This window comes from Saccharothrix violaceirubra, assembly GCF_014203755.1.
Lineage (GTDB): Bacteria > Actinomycetota > Actinomycetes > Mycobacteriales > Pseudonocardiaceae > Actinosynnema > Actinosynnema violaceirubrum.
The window spans coordinates 2,963,714-2,982,898 of sequence record NZ_JACHJS010000001.1; the positions used below are offsets into that span (position 1 = coordinate 2,963,714).

The following is a 19,185-nucleotide window of genomic DNA, read 5'->3' on the forward strand; positions in this document are numbered from 1 at the left end:
CATGGCCGACGAAGACAAGCTCCGCGGTTACCTCAAGCGGGCCACGGCGGACCTGCGGGTGCTGGGCCGACGCCTGGACGAGGTGGAGGAGGCCGCCCGCGAGCCGATCGCGATCGTCGGCATGGGGTGTCGTTACCCCGGCGGGGTCGAGTCGCCGGACGACCTGTGGCGGCTGGTGTCGGAGGGGAGCGACGCGATCGGGCCGTTCCCGACCGATCGCGGCTGGGACGTGACCTACGACCCGGACCCCGACCGGCCCGGCACCACCTACGCCCGCTCGGGCGGCTTCCTCGCCGACGGCGCCGGGTTCGACGCGGGGTTCTTCGGGATCTCGCCGCGTGAGGCGTTGGCGATGGATCCGCAGCAGCGGGTCCTGCTGGAGACGGCGTGGGAGACGTTCGAGCACGCCGGGATCGACCCGAACTCCCTGCGCGGCAGCCGGACCGCCGTGTTCACCGGGGTCTGGTCGTCGGGCTACGCCGCCCAGCCGCCGCCGGACCTGGAGGGCTTCCTGGCCACCGGCATCGCGACCAGCGCCACCTCAGGCCGGGTGTCCTACCTGCTCGGCCTGGAGGGCGCGGCGGTGTCGGTCGACACGGCGTGTTCGTCGTCGCTGGTGGCGATCCACCTCGCGGCGCAGGCCCTGCGCGCGGGGGAGTGCACGCTCGCGCTGGCCGGCGGCGTCACGGTCATGGCCACGCCCGCCGGGTTCGTGGAGTTCGCCCGGCAGCGCGGGCTGGCCCCGGACGGGCGGGTCAAGCCCTTCGCGGACGCGGCCGACGGCACGAGCTGGGGCGAGGGCGCCGGACTCCTGCTGCTGGAACGGCTTTCCGACGCGCGCCGCAACGGTCACCGGGTGCTCGCGGTGGTGCGGTCGACCGCCGTGAACCAGGACGGCGCGTCCAACGGTCTGGCCGCGCCCAACGGTCCGGCGCAGGAACGGGTGATCCGGCGGGCGCTGTCGTTCGCGGGCCTGGAGCCGGCCGACGTGGACTACGTCGAGGCGCACGGCACCGGCACCACGCTCGGCGACCCGATCGAGGCGCAGGCCCTGCTGGCGACCTACGGCCAGGCGCGCACCGAGCCGTTGCGGCTGGGCTCGGTCAAGTCCAACATCGGGCACACCCAGGCCGCGGCGGGCGTCGCGGGCGTGATCAAGTCCGTGCTGGCCCTGCGGCACGGCCTGCTCCCGGCCACCTTGAACGTGGATCGGCCCACCTCGCACGTGGACTGGACGGCGGGACAGGTCCGGCTGGTCTCCGAAGCGGAGCCGTGGCCCGCCGTCGACCGGCCCCGCCGCGCGGCCGTGTCGTCCTTCGGCATCAGCGGCACCAACGCCCACCTCATCCTCGAACAGGTCCCGGACGAAGTCGAGTCCACGGTGGACTCATGGGTGCCGTGGGTGTTGTCGGCGCGCACCCGCGAGGCCCTCGAAGCCCACGCGGCGCGACTCGGCGCGGTGGACGCGTCCGACACGGCCATCGGCGTGGCACTGGCCCGCCGCACGCCCTTCGAGCACCGCGCCGTGGTCCTCGCCGACCACCGGGCCGGGCTCGCGGAGCTGGCCGCCGGTCGGGGCGCACCGGACCTCGTCACCGGACGTGTCGATGTGCCGGGCCGCACCGTCTTCGTCTTCCCCGGCCAGGGTGCGCAGTGGGTCGGCATGGGCCGTGAGCTGTATGCGACGTCGGAGGTGTTCCGCGAGCACGTCGACGCCTGCGCCGCCGCGTTGGCGCCCCACGTGGACTGGTCGCTGGTCGACGTCCTGCGCGACGGCCCGCTCGACCGCGTCGACGTGGTCCAGCCCGCGCTGTTCGCGATGATGGTGGCGCTGGCGGGGTTGTGGCGGGCGCACGGCGTGGTGCCGGACGCGGTCGTCGGCCACTCGCAGGGCGAGATCGCCGCCGCGCACGTCGCGGGCATCCTGTCGCTGGACGACGCCGCGCTGATCGTCGCCCGGCGTGCCAAGGCCCTGGTGTCCCTCGCCGGACAGGGCGGCATGGTGTCCTTGGCGCTCTCGGCTGTCGACGCCGCCGAGTACCTGGCCCGCTGGAACGGGCGGCTCACCGTCGCCGTGGTCAACGGACCCGGCTCGGTCGTGGTCTCCGGCGGTGCCGCCGACCTGGCCGGGCTGCTGGCGGAGTGCGCGGCCGACGACATCCGGGCCCGCACGCTCCCGGTCGACTATGCGGCGCACTCCGTCGAGGTCGAGGCGTTGCGCGACCGGTTGCGGGTCGACCTCGCCGGTGTGACGCCCAGGCCGGCCGTGATCCCGCTGTTCTCGACCGTCACGGGCGAGTGGGCCGAGCAGCTCGACGCCGACCACTGGTACCGGAACCTGCGTGAACCGGTGCTGTTCGACCTCGCCACGCGCGGCCTGGTCGACGCGGGCCACGGCGTGTTCGTCGAGGTCGGCCCGCATCCCGTGCTGGTGTCGGCGATCGAGGCGACCGCCGAGCGCGACGTCCTGGTCACCGGCACGCTGCGACGCGACCGGCCCCGGGAGTTCCGGGCCGCCCTGGCCCGCCTGCACGTCCGGGGCGTCGAGGTCGACTGGCTGCTCCCGTCCGGCGTCACCCCGGCGGCACTCCCGGCCTACCCGTTCCGGCGGCGGCCGTTCTGGCTGCGGCCGGGCACCGTCACGACCGGTGGGCACCCGTTGGTCACCACGGCCGTCGACCTGCCCGACGGCGGCGCGGCGTTGTCCGGCACGGTGTCCCTGTCCACCCATCCGTGGCTCGCGGACCATGCCGTGCGCGGCTCGGTGCTGCTGCCCGGCACCGTTTTCCTCGACCTCGCGGCGTACGCGGCGACCGTGGTCGGCGTGGACGCCGTGCACGAACTGGTCCTCGAAACACCGCTCGTGCTCGGCGAAGAGGCCGTTCGGCTGCGCGTGGTGGTCGGCCCGCCTGACGAGACCGGCCGTCGGGCCGTCGCCGTGCACTCCCACACCGACCGCTGGGTCCGCCACGCCACCGGCACGATCGGCGTTGCCGAGTCCACTGTGGACTTCGAAGGACTGCCGCCGGACGCCGAACCTCTCGACGTGACCGACCTCTACGACACGTTCGCCGCCCACGGCTACGAGTACGGACCGGCGTTCCAGGGCGTCACGGCGGCCTGGCGCGCGGACGACGTCGTGTTCGCCGAGATCGAGGTGTCGGGCAGCGGCTTCGCGGTGCACCCGGCGGCACTCGACGCGGCCCTGCACCCCCTCGCCCTCCTGGACCGCCCGGCCGGGCTGCCGTTCGCGTTCTCGGACGTGGTGCTGCGGCCCACCGACGCCGAGGTGCTGCGGGTGCGGCTGTCCGGCGGTGCGGACGGCTACTCGGTGGCGGTCACCGCACTCGACGGCACGCCGGTCGCGTCGATCGGGGCGCTGACGGTGCGTGCCTTCGCCGACGCCCCGGACGACCTCTTCCGCCTCGACTGGGTGCCCGTGACCGGGCACGCCGACGACCTGCCCGTCCACCACGTGTCGACGCCCGCCGGGGATCCGGCCGATGCCGCCCTGGCCGTCGTCGAGCAGGTCCTGGTGGCGATCCAGGCCGCCGACCGGCTCGTGGTCGTGACGCGCGGCGCGGTCGCGGCCGTGCCGGGTGACGCGGTCGACCCCGCCCACGCCGCCGTGTGGGGGCTGGTGCGCTCGGCGCAGGCCGAGCACCCCGGCCGGTTCGTGCTGGTCGACGCCGATCCCTCGTGGGACGGCTCGCTCGCCGACGAGACGGAACTGGCCGTGCGTCGCGGAGTCCTGCTCGCGCCCCGACTGGTCCGGGTGGACCGCGCGCTCGCCGTGCCGGACGGGCCGTGGCGGTTGGAGGACGTCGGCACGGGCAGCATCGACGACCTGGCGCTCGTGCCGCGACCCGAACTGGCCGAGCCGTTGGCGCCGGGCCTGGTCCGGATCGCCTTACGCGCGGCGGGGCTGAACTTCCGCGACGTGCTCATCGCGTTGAACGTGTACCCGGGCGAGGCATTGATGGGCGGCGAGGGCGCTGGCGTCGTGCTCGACGTCGGCCCGGACGTCGACCGGTTCCGACCGGGCGACCGGGTGTTCGGGCTGGTGCCCGGCGCGTTCGGGCCGATCGCGATCGCCGACCACCGGTTGCTCGCTCCCGTGCCCGAGGACTGGTCGTCCGCACGGGCGGCGGCGGTGCCCGTGGTGTTCCTGACCGCCTGGTACGGCCTGGTCGACCTGGGCCGGCTGGGCGCCGGCGACCGGGTGCTGATCCACTCGGGGGCCGGTGGCGTCGGGATGGCCGCCATCCAGCTCGCGCGTCACCTGGGCGCGGAGGTGTTCGCGACCGCGAGTCCGGGCAAGTGGGACGTGGTGCGGGGCCTGGGCTTGGACGACGGGCACATCGCCTCGTCGCGCACACTGGAGTTCGCGGAACGGTTTCCTCAGGTCGACGTGGTGCTGAACTCGCTGACCGACGAGTTCCTGGACGCCTCACTGGGTCTGCTCGCGCCCGGCGGCCGGTTCGTCGAGATGGGCAAGACCGACATCCGCGAGCTGCCGGACGTCGACTACACGGCGTTCGACATCGCCGACGCCGGGCCGGAGCGGCTCGGCGAGATCCTCGCCGAGACCGTGCGTGCCTTCGCGGACGGCGTGTTCACGCCGCTGCCGCTCGACGTCCGGGGCGTCCGCGACGCGGTCGACGTGTTCCGGCACATGAGCCAGGCGCGGCACGTCGGCAAGATCGTCCTCGACCTGCCGGCCGACCTCGACGGCACGGTGTTGATCACCGGTGGCACGGGCACGTTGGGTCGGCTGCTGGCCGAGCATCTGGTGTCGCGGCACGGTGTGCGGCGGTTGGTGTTGGTGGGTCGTCGTGGTGGCGAGGCGCCGGTGCTGGACGCGGACGTCCGGGTGGTGGCCTGTGACGTGTCGGATCGTGGGCGGGTCGCGGACCTGGTCGCGTCGATCCCGGATCTGACCGCCGTGGTGCACGCGGCCGGTGTGCTGGACGACGCCGTGGTGTCCGAGCTGACCCCGGACGGGTTGGCCGGGGTGTTCGCGCCCAAGGCACGGGCGGCCTGGCACCTGCACGAGGCGACCCGCCACCTCGACCTGGCCGCGTTCGTGCTGTTCTCGTCCGCCGCGGGGGTCCTGGGCAGCCCCGGCCAGGCCAACTACGCCGCCGCCAACACCTTCCTCGACGCCCTCGCCGTGCACCGCCGGTCACTCGGCCTGCCCGCCGTGTCCCTGGCCTGGGGGTACTGGGCCGAGTCGAGCGGCATGACCGGACACCTGTCCGACGCCGACCGGGAGCGCCTCGCGCGGTCGGGCGTGGTGCCGTTGACCACCGAACACGCGCTGGGCCTGTTCGACGCGGCCCTGGCCGCCGACCGGGCCGCCGTCGTGCCCGTCGCCCTGGACCCGCGCGCCCTGGCCCGGACGTCCGTGCTGCCGTCGGCCCTGCGCGGGTTGGCGGGTCGCCCGACGGCCAAGCGCGCGACCCGACGGGGCGGGCTCGCCGACCGGCTGCGTGCGCTGTCGGCGGCCGACCAGGTCGCCGCCGTGCTGGACGTGGTCGGCGCGGAGACCGCGATCGTGCTCGGCCACGGCTCGGCGGACGCCGTCGACCCCCGGCTGCCGTTCCGCGACCTCGGGTTCGACTCGCTGACCGCCGTGGAGCTGCGCAACCGGCTCGGCTCGGCCACCGGGCTGCGGCTGCCCGCGACGCTGACCTTCGACCACCCGACCCCGGCCCGGGTCGCGGAGTTCCTGCGCCTGGAGCTGCTGGGCACCCGTCGGGAGATCGCGGCGCCCGTGGTCGCGGCGGTGGCCGACGACCCGATCGTGATCGTGGGCATGGGCTGCCGCCTGCCCGGTGGGGTCGGCTCGCCGGACGATCTCTGGCGGCTGGTGTCGGACGGGGTGGACGCGGTGTCGGCGTTCCCGGCCGATCGCGGCTGGGACCTCGACCGGCTCTACCACCCCGATCCCGATCATCCGGGCACCAGCTACACCCGGTCGGGCGGGTTCCTCGACGACGTGTCCGGGTTCGACGCCGACTTCTTCGGGATCTCGCCCCGTGAGGCGTTGGCGATGGACCCGCAGCAGCGGGTCCTGCTGGAGACGGCCTGGGAGACGTTCGAACACGGCGGCATCGACCCGACCTCGTTGCGGGGCAGCCGGACCGGCGTGTTCACCGGCAGCTGGGCCTCCGGCTACGGCACGGGCGGGGCCGCGGAGGTCGAGGGGTACTTCGGCACGGGCGCGGCCACGAGCGTGGTGTCCGGCCGGGTCGCCTACCTGCTCGGGCTGGAGGGCGCGGCGGTGTCCATCGACACGGCCTGCTCGTCGTCCCTGGTGGCCATGCACCTGGCCGCGCAGTCGCTGCGGTCCGGCGAGTGCGATCTCGCGTTGGCCGGTGGCGTGACGGTGATCGCGACGCCCGTCGGCTTCACCGAGTTCTCCCGCCAGCGCGGTCTGGCCGCCGACGGCCGGTGCAAGCCGTTCTCCTCGTCCGCCGACGGGACCGGGTGGGGCGAGGGCGCCGGTCTGGTGTTGTTGGAGCGGTTGTCCGATGCCCGGCGTCACGGGCACCGGGTGTTGGCGGTCGTGCGGGGCAGCGCGGTGAACCAGGACGGCGCGTCCAACGGGTTGACGGCGCCGAACGGTCCTTCGCAGGAACGGGTCATCCGTCAGGCGTTGGCGAACGCCCGGTTGGAACCGTCCGATGTGGACGCTGTGGAGGCGCACGGCACCGGCACGTCCCTGGGCGACCCGATCGAAGCGCAGGCACTGCTGGCGACCTACGGCGCGGAGCGTGCGGAACCCCTGTGGTTGGGGTCGGTGAAGTCGAACATCGGCCACACCCAGGCCGCCGCCGGGGTGGCGAGTGTGATCAAGATGGTCGAGGCGTTGCGGCACGGCGTGCTGCCGAAGACCCTGCACGTGGACGAGCCCAGTCCGCACGTGGCCTGGGACAGCGGTGACGTCCGGCTGCTCACCGAGCGGATCGACTGGCCGGACACCGGAAGACCGCGGCGGGCGGGTGTGTCTTCGTTCGGCATCAGCGGCACCAACGCGCACATCGTGCTGGAACAGGGGCCGGACGCGGCCGACATCCCCGCGGCCGACGTGCCCTGGTTGGTGTCGGCGCGGAGCGAGACCGCGCTGCACGACCAGGTCCGAAGGCTGCGGGAGTTCGCCGCGACCCGGCCCGACGTGACGGGCATCGGTCGGGCGCTGACCGGCAGGGCGGGATTTCCCCATCGGGCGGCGGTTCTCGGCGCGGACGTCGTGTCCGGCGTCGCGGGCGTGGTCGACCGGGTCGTGTTCGTGTTCCCCGGCCAAGGTGCGCAGTGGGTCGGCATGGGCCGCGAGCTGTATGCCACGTCGGAGGTGTTCCGGGCGGCGATCGACGCGTGCGCCGACGCGTTGGCGCCGCACGTGGACTGGTCGTTGGTCGAGGCGTTGAACGGCGGGTCGCTCGACCGGGTCGACGTGGTGCAGCCCGCGCTGTTCGCGGTGATGGTGGCGTCGGCCGCGCTGTGGCGGTCGGTCGGCGTCGAACCGGACGCGGTCGTCGGCCACTCGCAGGGCGAGATCGCCGCCGCGCACGTCGCCGGCGCGTTGTCGCTCGACGACGCGGCACGGGTGATCGCGTTGCGCTCCCAGGCCCTGGTCGCCTTGGCCGGGTCGGGCGGGATGGTGTCGTTGGGCCTGTCCGCCGCCGACGCCGCGCCCTACCTCGCGCCGTGGGGCGGTCGGCTGACCGTCGCCGTGGTCAACGCGCCCGGCTCGGTGGTCGTGTCCGGGGATGTCGACGCCGTCGGAGAGCTGCTTGCCGCCACGGCGCGCGACGGTGTTCGTGCCCGTCGGTTGCCGGTGGACTACGCCGCGCATTCCGCCCACGTGGAAGCCGTCCGCGACCGGCTGATCACCGGGATCGCCGACCTGCGGCCGTCGTCGGGCCGGATTCCGTTCCACTCCACGGTGACCGGCGAACCGCTCGACACCGCCGCGCTCGACGCCGACTACTGGTACCGGAACCTGCGCGAGCCCGTGCTGTTCGAGCCGGTCGCCCGTGCGCTGGCCGGGGAGTCCGCCGTGTTCGTGGAGATCAGTCCGCATCCCGTGCTGGTGCCCGCGCTCGACGAGCTGGACGCCGTGACGGCCGCGACCGTGCGCCGTGACCAGGGTGCGCACGCCGACTTCCTGGCCGCCGCCGCCCGGCTGTTCGTGCTCGGCGTCGACGTCGACTGGGGTGGACCGGTCGCGCCGCCGAGCGGGCTGCCCACCTACCCGTTCGAGCACCGGCGGTTCTGGCTGACCGGCGGGCACGGCGACGTGTCCGGCGCGGGGGTGGACGCGGTCGACCACCCGTTGCTCGGCGCGGCCGTGGACCTGCCCGGCGACGGGGGCGTGGTGCTGACCGGCGCGTTGTCCACGGGCACGCACCCGTGGCTCGCCGACCACGCGGTGCGGGGGTCCGTGCTGCTGCCCGCTTCCGGGTTCGTGGAGTTGGTGGCGCACGCGGCCGGTGTCGTCGGCTGCGCGACGATCGAGGAACTCGTGCTCGAAGCGCCCCTGACCCTGTCCTCGGACGCCGTCCCGGCGCAGGTGGTCGTCGGTGCGTCGGACGACACGGGTCGTCGGTCGGTCGAGGTGCGGTCGCGGGCGGGGGAGTGGGTGCGGCACGCCGTCGGCACGCTCGCCGTCGAGCCCGTCGACGCGCCCGCTTTCCCGACCACTTGGCCGCCGGCCGGAGCACGTCCGGTCGACGTGCGCGAGCTTTACGACATGCTCGCGGGCGCGGGCTACGACCACGGCCCCGCGTTCCAGGGCGTGCGGGCGGTGTGGCGGTCGGACGACGAGGTGTTCGCCGAGGTCGAGACGACCGGCGCCGCCCGTTACGGCCTGCACCCCGCGCTGCTGGACTCGGCCCTGCAACCGTTGGCGTTGCTCGCTGACACGGACGTGGGCGAGGTGCGGCTGCCGTTCTCCCTCACCGGGATCACGGTCCACCGCGCGGGCGCGTCCGTGGCCAGGGTCCGGCTGCACGGCGACGGGCTCGCTCTCGTCGACGAGTCCGGTGTGCCGGTCGCGACCGTCGGTCGCATCACCACCCGACCGCTGGCGCGGCAGGCCGACGACGGCCTGTTCCGGCTGGACTGGGTCCGGCGCGACGGTCTCCAGGTCAGTGGCGACGTGCCCACACGGGTCGTGACGCCGCGCACGGCCGACGAGGCTTTGGCCCTGCTCCAGGACTTTCTCGCGTCGGACGAGTCCCGACTCGTCGTGCACACCGGTGGCGCGGTCGTCGCCGCGCCCGGAGACCGGATCGACGACCTCGACGGCGCGTCCGTCTGGGGCCTGGTGCGCTCCGCGCAGGCCGAGCACCCCGACCGGCTCGTGCTGGTCGACACCGACGGCTCCGACCCTGTGGTGTTCGCCGACGAGGACCAGATCGCCGTCCGACGCGGTGTGGCCTACGTGCCCAGGCTCGTCCGCGCCGTTGCCGACCCGGTTGTCACGGGCACGCTCGGCCATGCCGACTCCGGCGACCTGGACGACCTGGCGTTCACCGAACAGCCTGCGGAACCGTTGGCGCCACACGAGGTCCGGGTCTCGGTGCGTGCGGCGGGCGTGAACTTCCGCGACGTGCTGATCGCCCTCGGCACCTACCCGGTCCCGGCCTCGCTGGGCAGTGAGGGCGCGGGTGTGGTCGTCGAGGTGGGCTCGGCGGTCACCGACCTGCGTCCCGGCGACCGGGTGCTCGGTCTGCTGTCGGGGGCCTTCGGACCGGTCGCGGTCGCCGACCACCGGGTGCTCAGGACGATGCCCGACGACTGGGAGTTCAGCCGGGCCGCCGCCGTCCCCGTGGTGTTCCTGACCGCCTGGTACGGACTGTTCGACCTCGGTGGTTTACAGGCCGGTGAGCGGGTGTTGGTCCACGCGGGCGCCGGTGGCGTCGGCACGGCCGCGATCCAGCTCGCCCTGCGGGCCGGTGCCGAGGTGTTCGCCACCGCGAGTCCGGGCAAGTGGGACGTGTTGCGGGACCTGGGTTTGGACGACGACCACATCGCGTCGTCGCGGACCCTGGAGTTCGCCGATCGGTTCCCGCGGGTCGACGTCGTGTTGCACGCGTTGGCGGGAGAGTTCACCGACGCCTCGCTGCGGCTGCTGTCCGCCGGTGGCAGGTTCGTCGACCTCGGCAAGGCCGACCCGCGCGAAGCGCCCGGCTACCGGGCGTTCGACCTCGCCGAGGCGGGTCCGGAACGGCTGGGCGAGCTGGTGGCCGAGGTCGTCCGGTCGCTCGTGGCGGGCGAGCTGCGCGCGCCGCGCATCACGGCGTGGGACGTGCGGCGTGCTTCGCGGGCACTGCGGCACATGAGCCGTGCCGAGCACATCGGCAAGGTGGTGCTGACCGTCCCGGCCCCGCTCGACGGCACCGTCCTGATTACCGGGGGCACCGGCACGCTCGGCCTGCTGGTGGCCCGGCACCTGGTGGCGCGGCACGGTGTCCGGCGGCTGGTGTTGCTCGGACGCCGGGGCGGCGAGGTGTCGATCGAGGGCGCGGACGTGTCCGTGGTCGCCTGTGACGTGACCGACCGGGCGGCGCTGGCCGAGGTGGTCGGGTCGATTCCCGACCTGGCCGCCGTGGTGCACGCGGCGGGCGCGCTGGACGACGGGGTGATCGGCTCGCTGACCCCGGAGCGGCTCGCCGGGGTGTTCGACGTCAAGGCCCGCGCGGCCTGGCACCTGCACGAGCTGACCCGGCACCTGGACCTGGGCGCCTTCGTGCTGTTCTCCTCGGCGGCCGGGGTGCTCGGCGCGGCCGGGCAGGGCAACTACGCGGCGGCCAACGCCGCCCTCGACGCCCTGGCCGAACACCGGCGCGGGCTGGGGCTCCCGGCGGTGTCCGTGGCCTGGGGCCAGTGGGCGCAGGCCAGTGGCCTGACCGGCGGGCTGGGCGAGGGTGACCTGCGGCGGCTGGACCGGGCGGGCGTCGTGCCGCTGACCACCGAGCACGGCCTGGCGCTGTTCGACGCGGCGCTCGCCTCGGCCGACCCGACGCTCGTCGCGGCCGGACTCCGGGTGGCCGCCCTGGGCGATCGGCCGGTGTCGCGGGCGCTGACCCGGCGTCGGCCGGTGTCGACCGCCGCGCGTGACCTGAGCGCGCTGCCCGAAGCCGAGCAGCGCGTCGCGCTGCTGGAGCTGGTCACCACGCACGGCGCGGCCGTGCTCGGGCGCACCGATCCGGTGGACGCCGACCTGGCGTTCAAGGACCTCGGGTTCGACTCGCTCACGTCGGTGGAGCTGCGCAACCGGTTGTCGGCGGCGGTCGGCGTCCGGTTGTCGGCGACGATGACCTTCGACCACCCGACGCCGCTCAAGCTGGTCGAGTACCTGCGGGAGGTGTTGTCGGGGGCGCGTCGTGCGGTGGCGGTGGCTGCCCCGTCCGCTTCGGGGGACGACCCGATCGTCCTGGTGGGTCTGGGGTGTCGGTATCCGGGTGGCGTCGGTTCGGCGGCCGACCTGTGGCGGGTGGTGTCGGAGGGTGTGGACGTGATCGGCGACTTCCCGACCGACCGGGGCTGGGACGTGGCCGGGCTGTACGACCCGGACGGCGGACCCGGCACCACCTACACCCGGTCCGGCGGGTTCCTGTCCGACGTGGCCGGGTTCGACGCCGGGTTCTTCGGGATCTCGCCGCGCGAGGCGTTGGCGATGGACCCGCAGCAACGCCTGGTGTTGGAGACCGCCTGGGAGACCTTCGAGCACGCGGGGATCGACCCGACCTCGTTGCGCGGCAGTCGAACCGGTGTCTACACAGGCATCTGGACCTCCGGGTACGCGGGCGGGGTCGACCAGGTGTCCCGTGACGTCGAGGGGTATCTCGCCACCGGCACGGCCACGAGTGTGACGTCGGGTCGGGTGTCGTACCTGCTGGGGTTGGAAGGTCCGGCGTTGTCGGTGGACACGGCGTGTTCGTCGTCGTTGGTGGCGCTGCATTTGGCGGCGCAGGCGTTGCGGTCGGGTGAGTGCGATCTGGCGTTGGCCGGTGGCGTGACGGTCATGGCCACGCCCGCGAGCTTCGTCGAGTTCTCCCGGCAGCACGGGCTGGCCGCCGACGGGCGGTCGAAGACGTTCGCCGCCGCCGCCGACGGGACCGGTTGGGGCGAGGGCGTCGGCCTGGTGTTGTTGGAGCGGCTGTCGGATGCGCGTCGTCGTGGTCATCGGGTGTTGGCGGTGTTGGCGGGTTCGGCTGTGAATCAGGATGGTGCGTCGAATGGTTTGACGGCGCCGAATGGTCCGTCTCAGGAGCGGGTGATTCGTCAGGCGTTGGCGAACGCGGGTCTTGAGCCGTCCGATGTGGATGTTGTGGAGGCGCACGGTACGGGGACGACGTTGGGTGATCCGATCGAGGCGCGGGCGTTGTTGGCGACGTATGGCGCGGATCGTGCGGAGCCGTTGTGGTTGGGTTCGGTGAAGTCGAACATCGGTCATACGCAGGCTGCCGCGGGTGTGGCCGGTGTGATCAAGATGGTCGAGGCGTTGCGGCACGGTGTGTTGCCGAAGTCGCTGCACGTGGACGAACCGAGCCCGCACGTCGACTGGGAAGCGGGTGCCGTCCGGCTGCTCACCGAGCGGATCGGGTGGCCGGAGGTGGGTCGGCCGCGTCGGGCGGGTGTGTCGTCGTTCGGGATCAGTGGCACGAACGCGCACGTGATCCTGGAGCAGGCGCCCGAGGTCGAGCCGGTGGAGGTTCCCGGGTTCGTGCCGTGGTTGTTGTCGGCGAAGTCGCCGGAGGCGTTGCGGGAGCAGGCTGCGCGGTTGCGCGGGTTCGTGGACGAGCCTGAGGCGGGCGCGGCGCTGGCCACGAGGGCGAAGTTCCCGTATCGCATGGCGTTGACCGACCAGACCCAGCTCGCCGACGACCTCGCCGACGCGCCGATCGTCCAGGCCCGTCCCGGCGGGACCGCGTTCGTGTTCTCGGGTCAGGGTTCGCAGTGGCACGGCATGGGACGCCGGTTGTACGAGGCGTATCCGGTGTTCGCGCGCACGTTGGACGAGGTGTGCGGACTGCTGGACCTGTCGTTGTGGGAGGTGGACCTGGATCAGACCCGGTTCACGCAGCCCACCTTGTTCGCCATCGAGGTCGCGCTGTACCGGCTGGTGGAATCCCTCGGGATGGCTCCTGATTACCTGGTGGGTCATTCGGTGGGCGAGTTGGCCGCCGCGCATGTCTCCGGGGTGTTGAGTCTGGAGGACGCGTGCACGTTGGTGTCGGCGCGTGCCCGGTTGATGCAGGAGTTGCCGCCGGGCGGCGCGATGGTGTCGATCCGCGCCACCGAGGCCGAGGTCGCCGCCACGCTCGGAGCGGGCGTCGATCTCGCCGCTGTGAACGGTGCCGATTCGGTGGTGATCTCCGGTGCCGAGGATGCCGTGCTGGAGGTCGCGGCGCGGTGGGGTGAGACGCGTCGGCTGACGGTCAGCCATGCGTTCCACTCGGCGCTGGTGGAGCCGATGTTGGTCGAGTTCGCCCGGGTCGCCGGGAGTCTGACCTACCACGCGCCGTCGGTGCCGGTCGTGTCGACGGTGACCGGCACGCCGACCGATCTGTCCACTTCGGACTACTGGGTGCGGCAGGTGCGGGCGACGGTCCGGTTCGCCGACGCGGTGGAGTGGGCACGGGCCAACGGGGTCACCCGCTTCCTGGAGATCGGCCCGCACCCGACGCTGGTGCCGGACGGGGTGATGCGCCGGGACCACGACGAACCCGAACGCGTCACGGCCGCCTTGGGTCGCCTGTGGGAACAAGGCGGCGAATGGACCCTGCCCACGGCCCACGCCGACCTGCCGTCCTACGCGTTCCAGCACGACCGGTACTGGCTGGTGCCGAGTGCCCCGGCGGACGTCGCGGGCGCGGGTCTCGACGCGCTGGACCACCCGCTCCTGCGGGCGTCGGTCACCCTCCCCGACGGTCAGGGCGTGGTGCTGACCGGTGTGCTGTCCCGGGCCGCGCACCCGTGGCTGGGCGAGCACACGGTCCTGGCCACGCCGTTGCTGCCCGCCACCGCGTTCGTCGAGCTGGCGCTTCGAGCGGGCGTGCTCGTCGACTGCCCGGAGCTGGCCGAACTGATCCTGGAAGCACCGTTGCCGCTGCACGACACCAGGCACGTCCAGGTCACCGTCGGCACGCCGGACGAGCGCGGGCAGCGTCCCGTGAGCCTGCACTCCCGCGTCGGCGACGACGACTGGACCCGGCACGCCACGGGCTTCCTGCACGCCGAGCACACGCCACCGGGACAGACCCCCGCCGTCTGGCCGCCGACCGGCGCGACCGCCGTGGACATCGCGACCCTGTACGACACGCTCGCCGACGCCGGCTACGACTACGGTCCGACGTTCCGCGGCCTGCGCGCCCTGTGGCGGCACGGCGACGACCTGCACGCCGAGGTCGTCTTCCCCGGCGACACCACGTCCGGGTACGGCCTGCACCCGGCCCTGTTCGACGCGGCGATCCAGCCGCTGACACTGCTCACCGGGATCACCGTCGGGAACGACGTCGGCGACAGCCTGGCGCGACTGCCGTTCTCGTTCTCCGGCGCCCGGATCTCCCGCACCGCCGCCGCGCTCCGGGTGACGTTGTCGCCGACCGCGCCGGACACCTACGCGGTGCGGATCACCGACACGGCCGGCGACCGGGTGGCCGCCGTCGACTCCCTCGTGCTGCGCCCGGTCGGGACCGCCGACCTGGCCCGGCAGCCCGACACGCTGTTCACGCTCGACTGGACGCCGCTGCCGTCCACCCAGGCCCCGGACATGGTCCCGGACGTGGCCGTGGTGGTGCACGAGGTGTCCGGCGACGGTGATCCGGTGGAGCGGACGCACGCGCTCACCCGTCAGGTGCTCGGCCTGCTCCAGGAGGCCGGCGACACGCGCCTGGCCTTCGTCACCCGGGACGCGGACAGCCCGCCGGTCGCGGCCGTGTGGGGCCTGGTGCGCAGTGCGCAGGCCGAACACCCGGGTCGCTTCCTGCTGGTCGACCACGACGGGACGGTGCCGCCGGCGGTCGCGGCGCGGACCGGCTTCGGCGCCGAGGAGCGGCAGATCCGGGTGCGCGACGGCGAGTTCCTCGTACCCAGGCTGACCAGGTCCACCCGGACGGGGACGCCCGCACCGACGCGCGGCACCGCGCTGATCACCGGCGGGCTGGGCGTCCTCGGCGGCCTGGTCGCGCGGCACCTCGTCACCGGGCACGGCACCCGCGACGTGGTCCTGGTCGGCCGTCGTGGTCCCGACACCCCCGGCGCCGCCGAACTGCGAGCCGAGCTGGTGGAGCTGGGCGCGTCCGTGACGGTGGCGGCGTGCGACGTGGCCGACCGCGATGCCCTCGCCGAACTCCTGGCCGGCATCGACGACCTGCGCGTCGTCGTGCACACCGCCGGGATCGTGGACGACGCGGTGATCACCTCCCTGAGTCCCGAGCGGCTGGACGCCGTGCTGCGGCCCAAGGTGGACGCGGCCTGGCACCTGCACGAGCTGACGTCCGACCTGGACGCGTTCGTGCTGTTCTCCAGTGCCGCGGGGGTGCTCGGCAGTCCCGGCCAGGCGAACTACGCGGCGGCCAACTCGTTCCTGGACGCGCTCGCCCGCCACCGCCACGCCCTCGGCCTGCCCGCCGTGTCGCTGGCGTGGGGCCAGTGGGCACAGGAGAGCGGCATCACCGGCACGCTCACCGCCGCGGCCCGCGACCGGCTGGCCCGCGCGGGTCTGAAGCCGCTGGCGACCGACCGGGCGCTCGCGCTGTTCGACATCGGGCTGGCGGCGGGCCTGCCGGTGCTCGTGCCCGCCCACCTGGCCCCGACGCGGACGGCACGCAAGCGGCGCACACCGGCCGTCGTGCCGACCGACCTGATCGGCCGACTCGCGGCGCTGGCCGAACCCGAGCAGCGTGCGCTGCTGCTGGAGGTCGTCAACACGCACAGCGCGGCCGTCCTCGGGCACACCACGCCGCTCACCGCCGACCCGCAGCAGGCGTTCCGCGACCACGGCGTGGACTCGCTGACCGCGATCGAACTGCGCAACCGGCTCAACGCGGCCACCGGCCTGGACCTGTCGGCGACCGTGGTGTTCGACTTTCCCACGCCCGCGCAGCTGGTCAACCACCTCTTCGGGCACCTGGGCGGCGCCGCGAACCGGGCGGCCGGACCGCTGGAGACGTTGCTGCGCACGGCGATGGACGTCGGTCGCGGCGCGGAGGGCGTGGGCCTGCTCGCGTCGGCGGCCCGGCTGCGCCCGGCGGCCGAGCGGCTCGACGTGCCGCCGGTCAAGCTCACGACCGGGTTCGTGCCACCGGCCCTGGTGTGCCTGCCGTCGGCGTTGGCGTTCACCGGCGTGGAGGAGTACGCGCGGTTCGGCGCGGCCCTGGAGGCGATGCGGGACGTCACCGCCCTGCCGCTGCCCGGTTTCGCCGGGGACCCGCTGCCCGCCGACGCCGACGCGCTGGTCGACGCGGTGGCCGACGCGGTCGCCGGGGTCGTCGTCGGCGAGTTCGCGGTCGTCGGGCGGTCGGTGGGCGCGTGGCTCGCGCGTGCCGTCGCCGCACGCCTGGAGAGCCGGGGCCTGGCGCCCGCCGCGCTCGTGCTGATCACGCCCGTCGACGACGCTGGTCCGCTGCTGTCCGGCGTGCTCGACCCCGCGCACCAGCTCCACTCCGTCGACGACGACCGGCTCGCCGCGATGGGCCACTACCTCGACCTGGCCGGGCGGTGGGACCCGGAACCGGTCCGCGCGCCCGTCCTGCACGTGAGCACGGACCGACTGTCGGGCCGGGAATCGGTGGTGGTGCCCGGCGACCACTTCACCGTGCTCGAACAGCACTCGGCGTCCACCGCGCTCGCGATCAGCAGTTGGCTCACGGACTTCCGCGGGTACGGCGCGGGGCTGTCCGAACTCAGGGAAAGGGACGTCCATGATCTGGGATGACGTGTTCATCGCCGGAACCGGTCACCACCTGCCGCCGCGCACCCCCGCGACGGAGGCCGTGCCGGACACCGACACCATGCGCCGGCTGCTCGCGCTGTCGGACTTCACGTCGTTCACCCACTCCGACGACGTCACCGAACACGGCATGGCGGTGCGGGCGGCGATCGGCGCGTTGAAGCAGTCCGGGCTCACCGGCGCGGACATCGCGATGGCCGCCTACGCCCAGATGGACTCGCAGGACCACATGGCGCCGTCATGCCACCTTCAGCGCGTGTTGGGCCTGGGCCACGCCCTGGTCTACGAGGTGGAGGCGACCAGCAACGGCGGCTCGGCCGCGCTCCAGGCCGCCGCCGCCCACCTGGTGGCCGACCCGTCGGCCACCGCCACCCTGGTCACCGCGACCGCGCGGTTCCGGCCGCCGCGCTGGGAACGCTGGCAGCCCACCATCGGCATCTTCCTGGCCGACGGCGCCGCGTCGGCCGTGCTCACCCGCGACGGCGGCCGGGCCCGCCTGCTGGCCACGGCCAACGGGTCGGCCACCCAGATGGAAGTCCTGGCCGTGCCGTCCATCCCGGACCCGCAGGGCCACCGCGACCGCACGCCCATCGAGGTCACGGGCCTGGCGCCCTACCTGACCCTGATGAGCGAGGCGCTGGTCGGCGCGGTCGAGCGGGCCGCCAAGGAGGCCGGAGTCGCGCTCGGCGACATCACCCGGTTCGTGATCACCGGGCTGGGCCTGGCCCAGTTGCAGGTCGTGGTGCTCGAACCGCTGGGCATCTCCCTCGACCGCACGACGTGGCCCTTCCTGCGCGAACTCGGGCACGTCGGACCGTGCGACCAGCTGCTCGGCGTCGACCACCTGCTCAACCACCCGTCGACCAGAACCGGCGACACGATCATGGTCATCGGCCTGGGCATGGGCTCGCGGTTCACCGCGTCGCTGCTGGAGGTCACCGAGCCGCCGCGACGCGGCACCACGTTCGTGACGGAGTCGGTCGAGATCCCGGCGGTCGAGCGGTACGGGATCGACGCGGCCGGCGCCGACATCTTCGGCGAGGCCGCGCGGCTGCGCGAACGCGGCGCCGCCACCCCGGTCGAACTGCCCGGCGGGATCGGCGCGTGGGCGGTGACCGGCCACGACGCCGTGAAGCAGGTCCTGCTCGACCCGAACGTGTCCAAGGACGCCAACCGGCACTGGCCGGCGTGGCGCAACGGCGAGATCCCGCCCGACTGGCCGCTGATCATGTGGGTGGCCATGAAGAACATGTTCACCGCGTACGGCGACGACCACACTCGGCTGCGCAAGCTCGTCGCCAAGGCGTTCACCGCCCGCCGGATCGAGGCCACCCGCCCGCACGTCGAGGCGATCACCGCCGAGCTGGTCGACCGGCTCGGCACCGTGCCGCCCGGCACGACCGTCGACCTGCGCGCCGAGTTCGCCTTCCAGCTCCCGATCCGGGTGATCAGCGGCCTGTTCGGGCTGTCCGAGCGCACCGGCGCCGACCTACGGCGCCTGGTCGAGGCGGTGTTCAGCCTCGACGCCGATCCCGCCGGGGTGCGGGACGCGTCGGCCGAGCTGTACATGCTGCTCAAGGGACTCGTGGCCGAGAAGCGCGCGGAGCCGGGCGACGACCTGACCTCCGACCTGATCGCGGCCAGTGACGACGACGGCAACCGGCTGGGGGAGCAGGAACTGCTCGACACGCTGCTGCTGACCATCAGCGCCGGCTTCGAGACCACCGTCAACCTGCTCGACAGCGCCGTCCACGCCCTGGCCACGCACCCGTCGCAGCTCGGCCTGGTCACCTCCGGCGTGGCCGACTGGAACGACGTGGTCGACGAGGCGCTGCGGTGGCAGGCCCCGGTGCCGAACCTGCCGCTGCGCTACGCGGTCGAGGACGTCGACGTGGACGGGGTCCGGATCGCCAAGGGCGAGGCGATCCTGGTGTCGTTCGGCGCGGCCGGACGCGACCCGGCGCGGCACGGCGCGAACGCCGAGGAGTTCGACCTCACCCGGCCGTCGCGGCGCGACCACCTCGCGTTCGGCCACGGCGTGCACTTCTGCCTCGGTTCGCCGTTGGCCCGCATGGAGGCCGTGACCGCGCTGAGCGCCCTGTTCGCCCGCTTCCCCGACCTGCGCCTGGCCGTGCCGTCGGCGGACCTGGAGCCGCTCGGGTCGTTCTTCACCAACGGGCACAAGACGTTGCCCGTCGTGCTGCGGGAGGACTGAG

2 protein-coding genes are annotated in these 19,185 nt (G+C 73.7%); both read left to right on the plus strand.

The genetic code is table 11. From position 1 onward, the window contains the following. The first annotated feature begins 1 nt into the window (after window position 1). Complete coding sequence (locus tag F4559_RS34995) at window positions 2-16,954, plus strand: type I polyketide synthase (RefSeq protein WP_246445195.1); 16,953 nt, start codon at window positions 2-4, stop codon at window positions 16,952-16,954. After that, window positions 16,941-19,184, plus strand: coding sequence for a cytochrome P450 (locus F4559_RS36335; protein WP_184669036.1), 2,244 nt, complete (start codon window positions 16,941-16,943; stop codon window positions 19,182-19,184). Before F4559_RS34995 ends, F4559_RS36335 begins: the two co-directional genes overlap by 14 nt. Window position 19,185 lies beyond the last annotated feature (1 nt).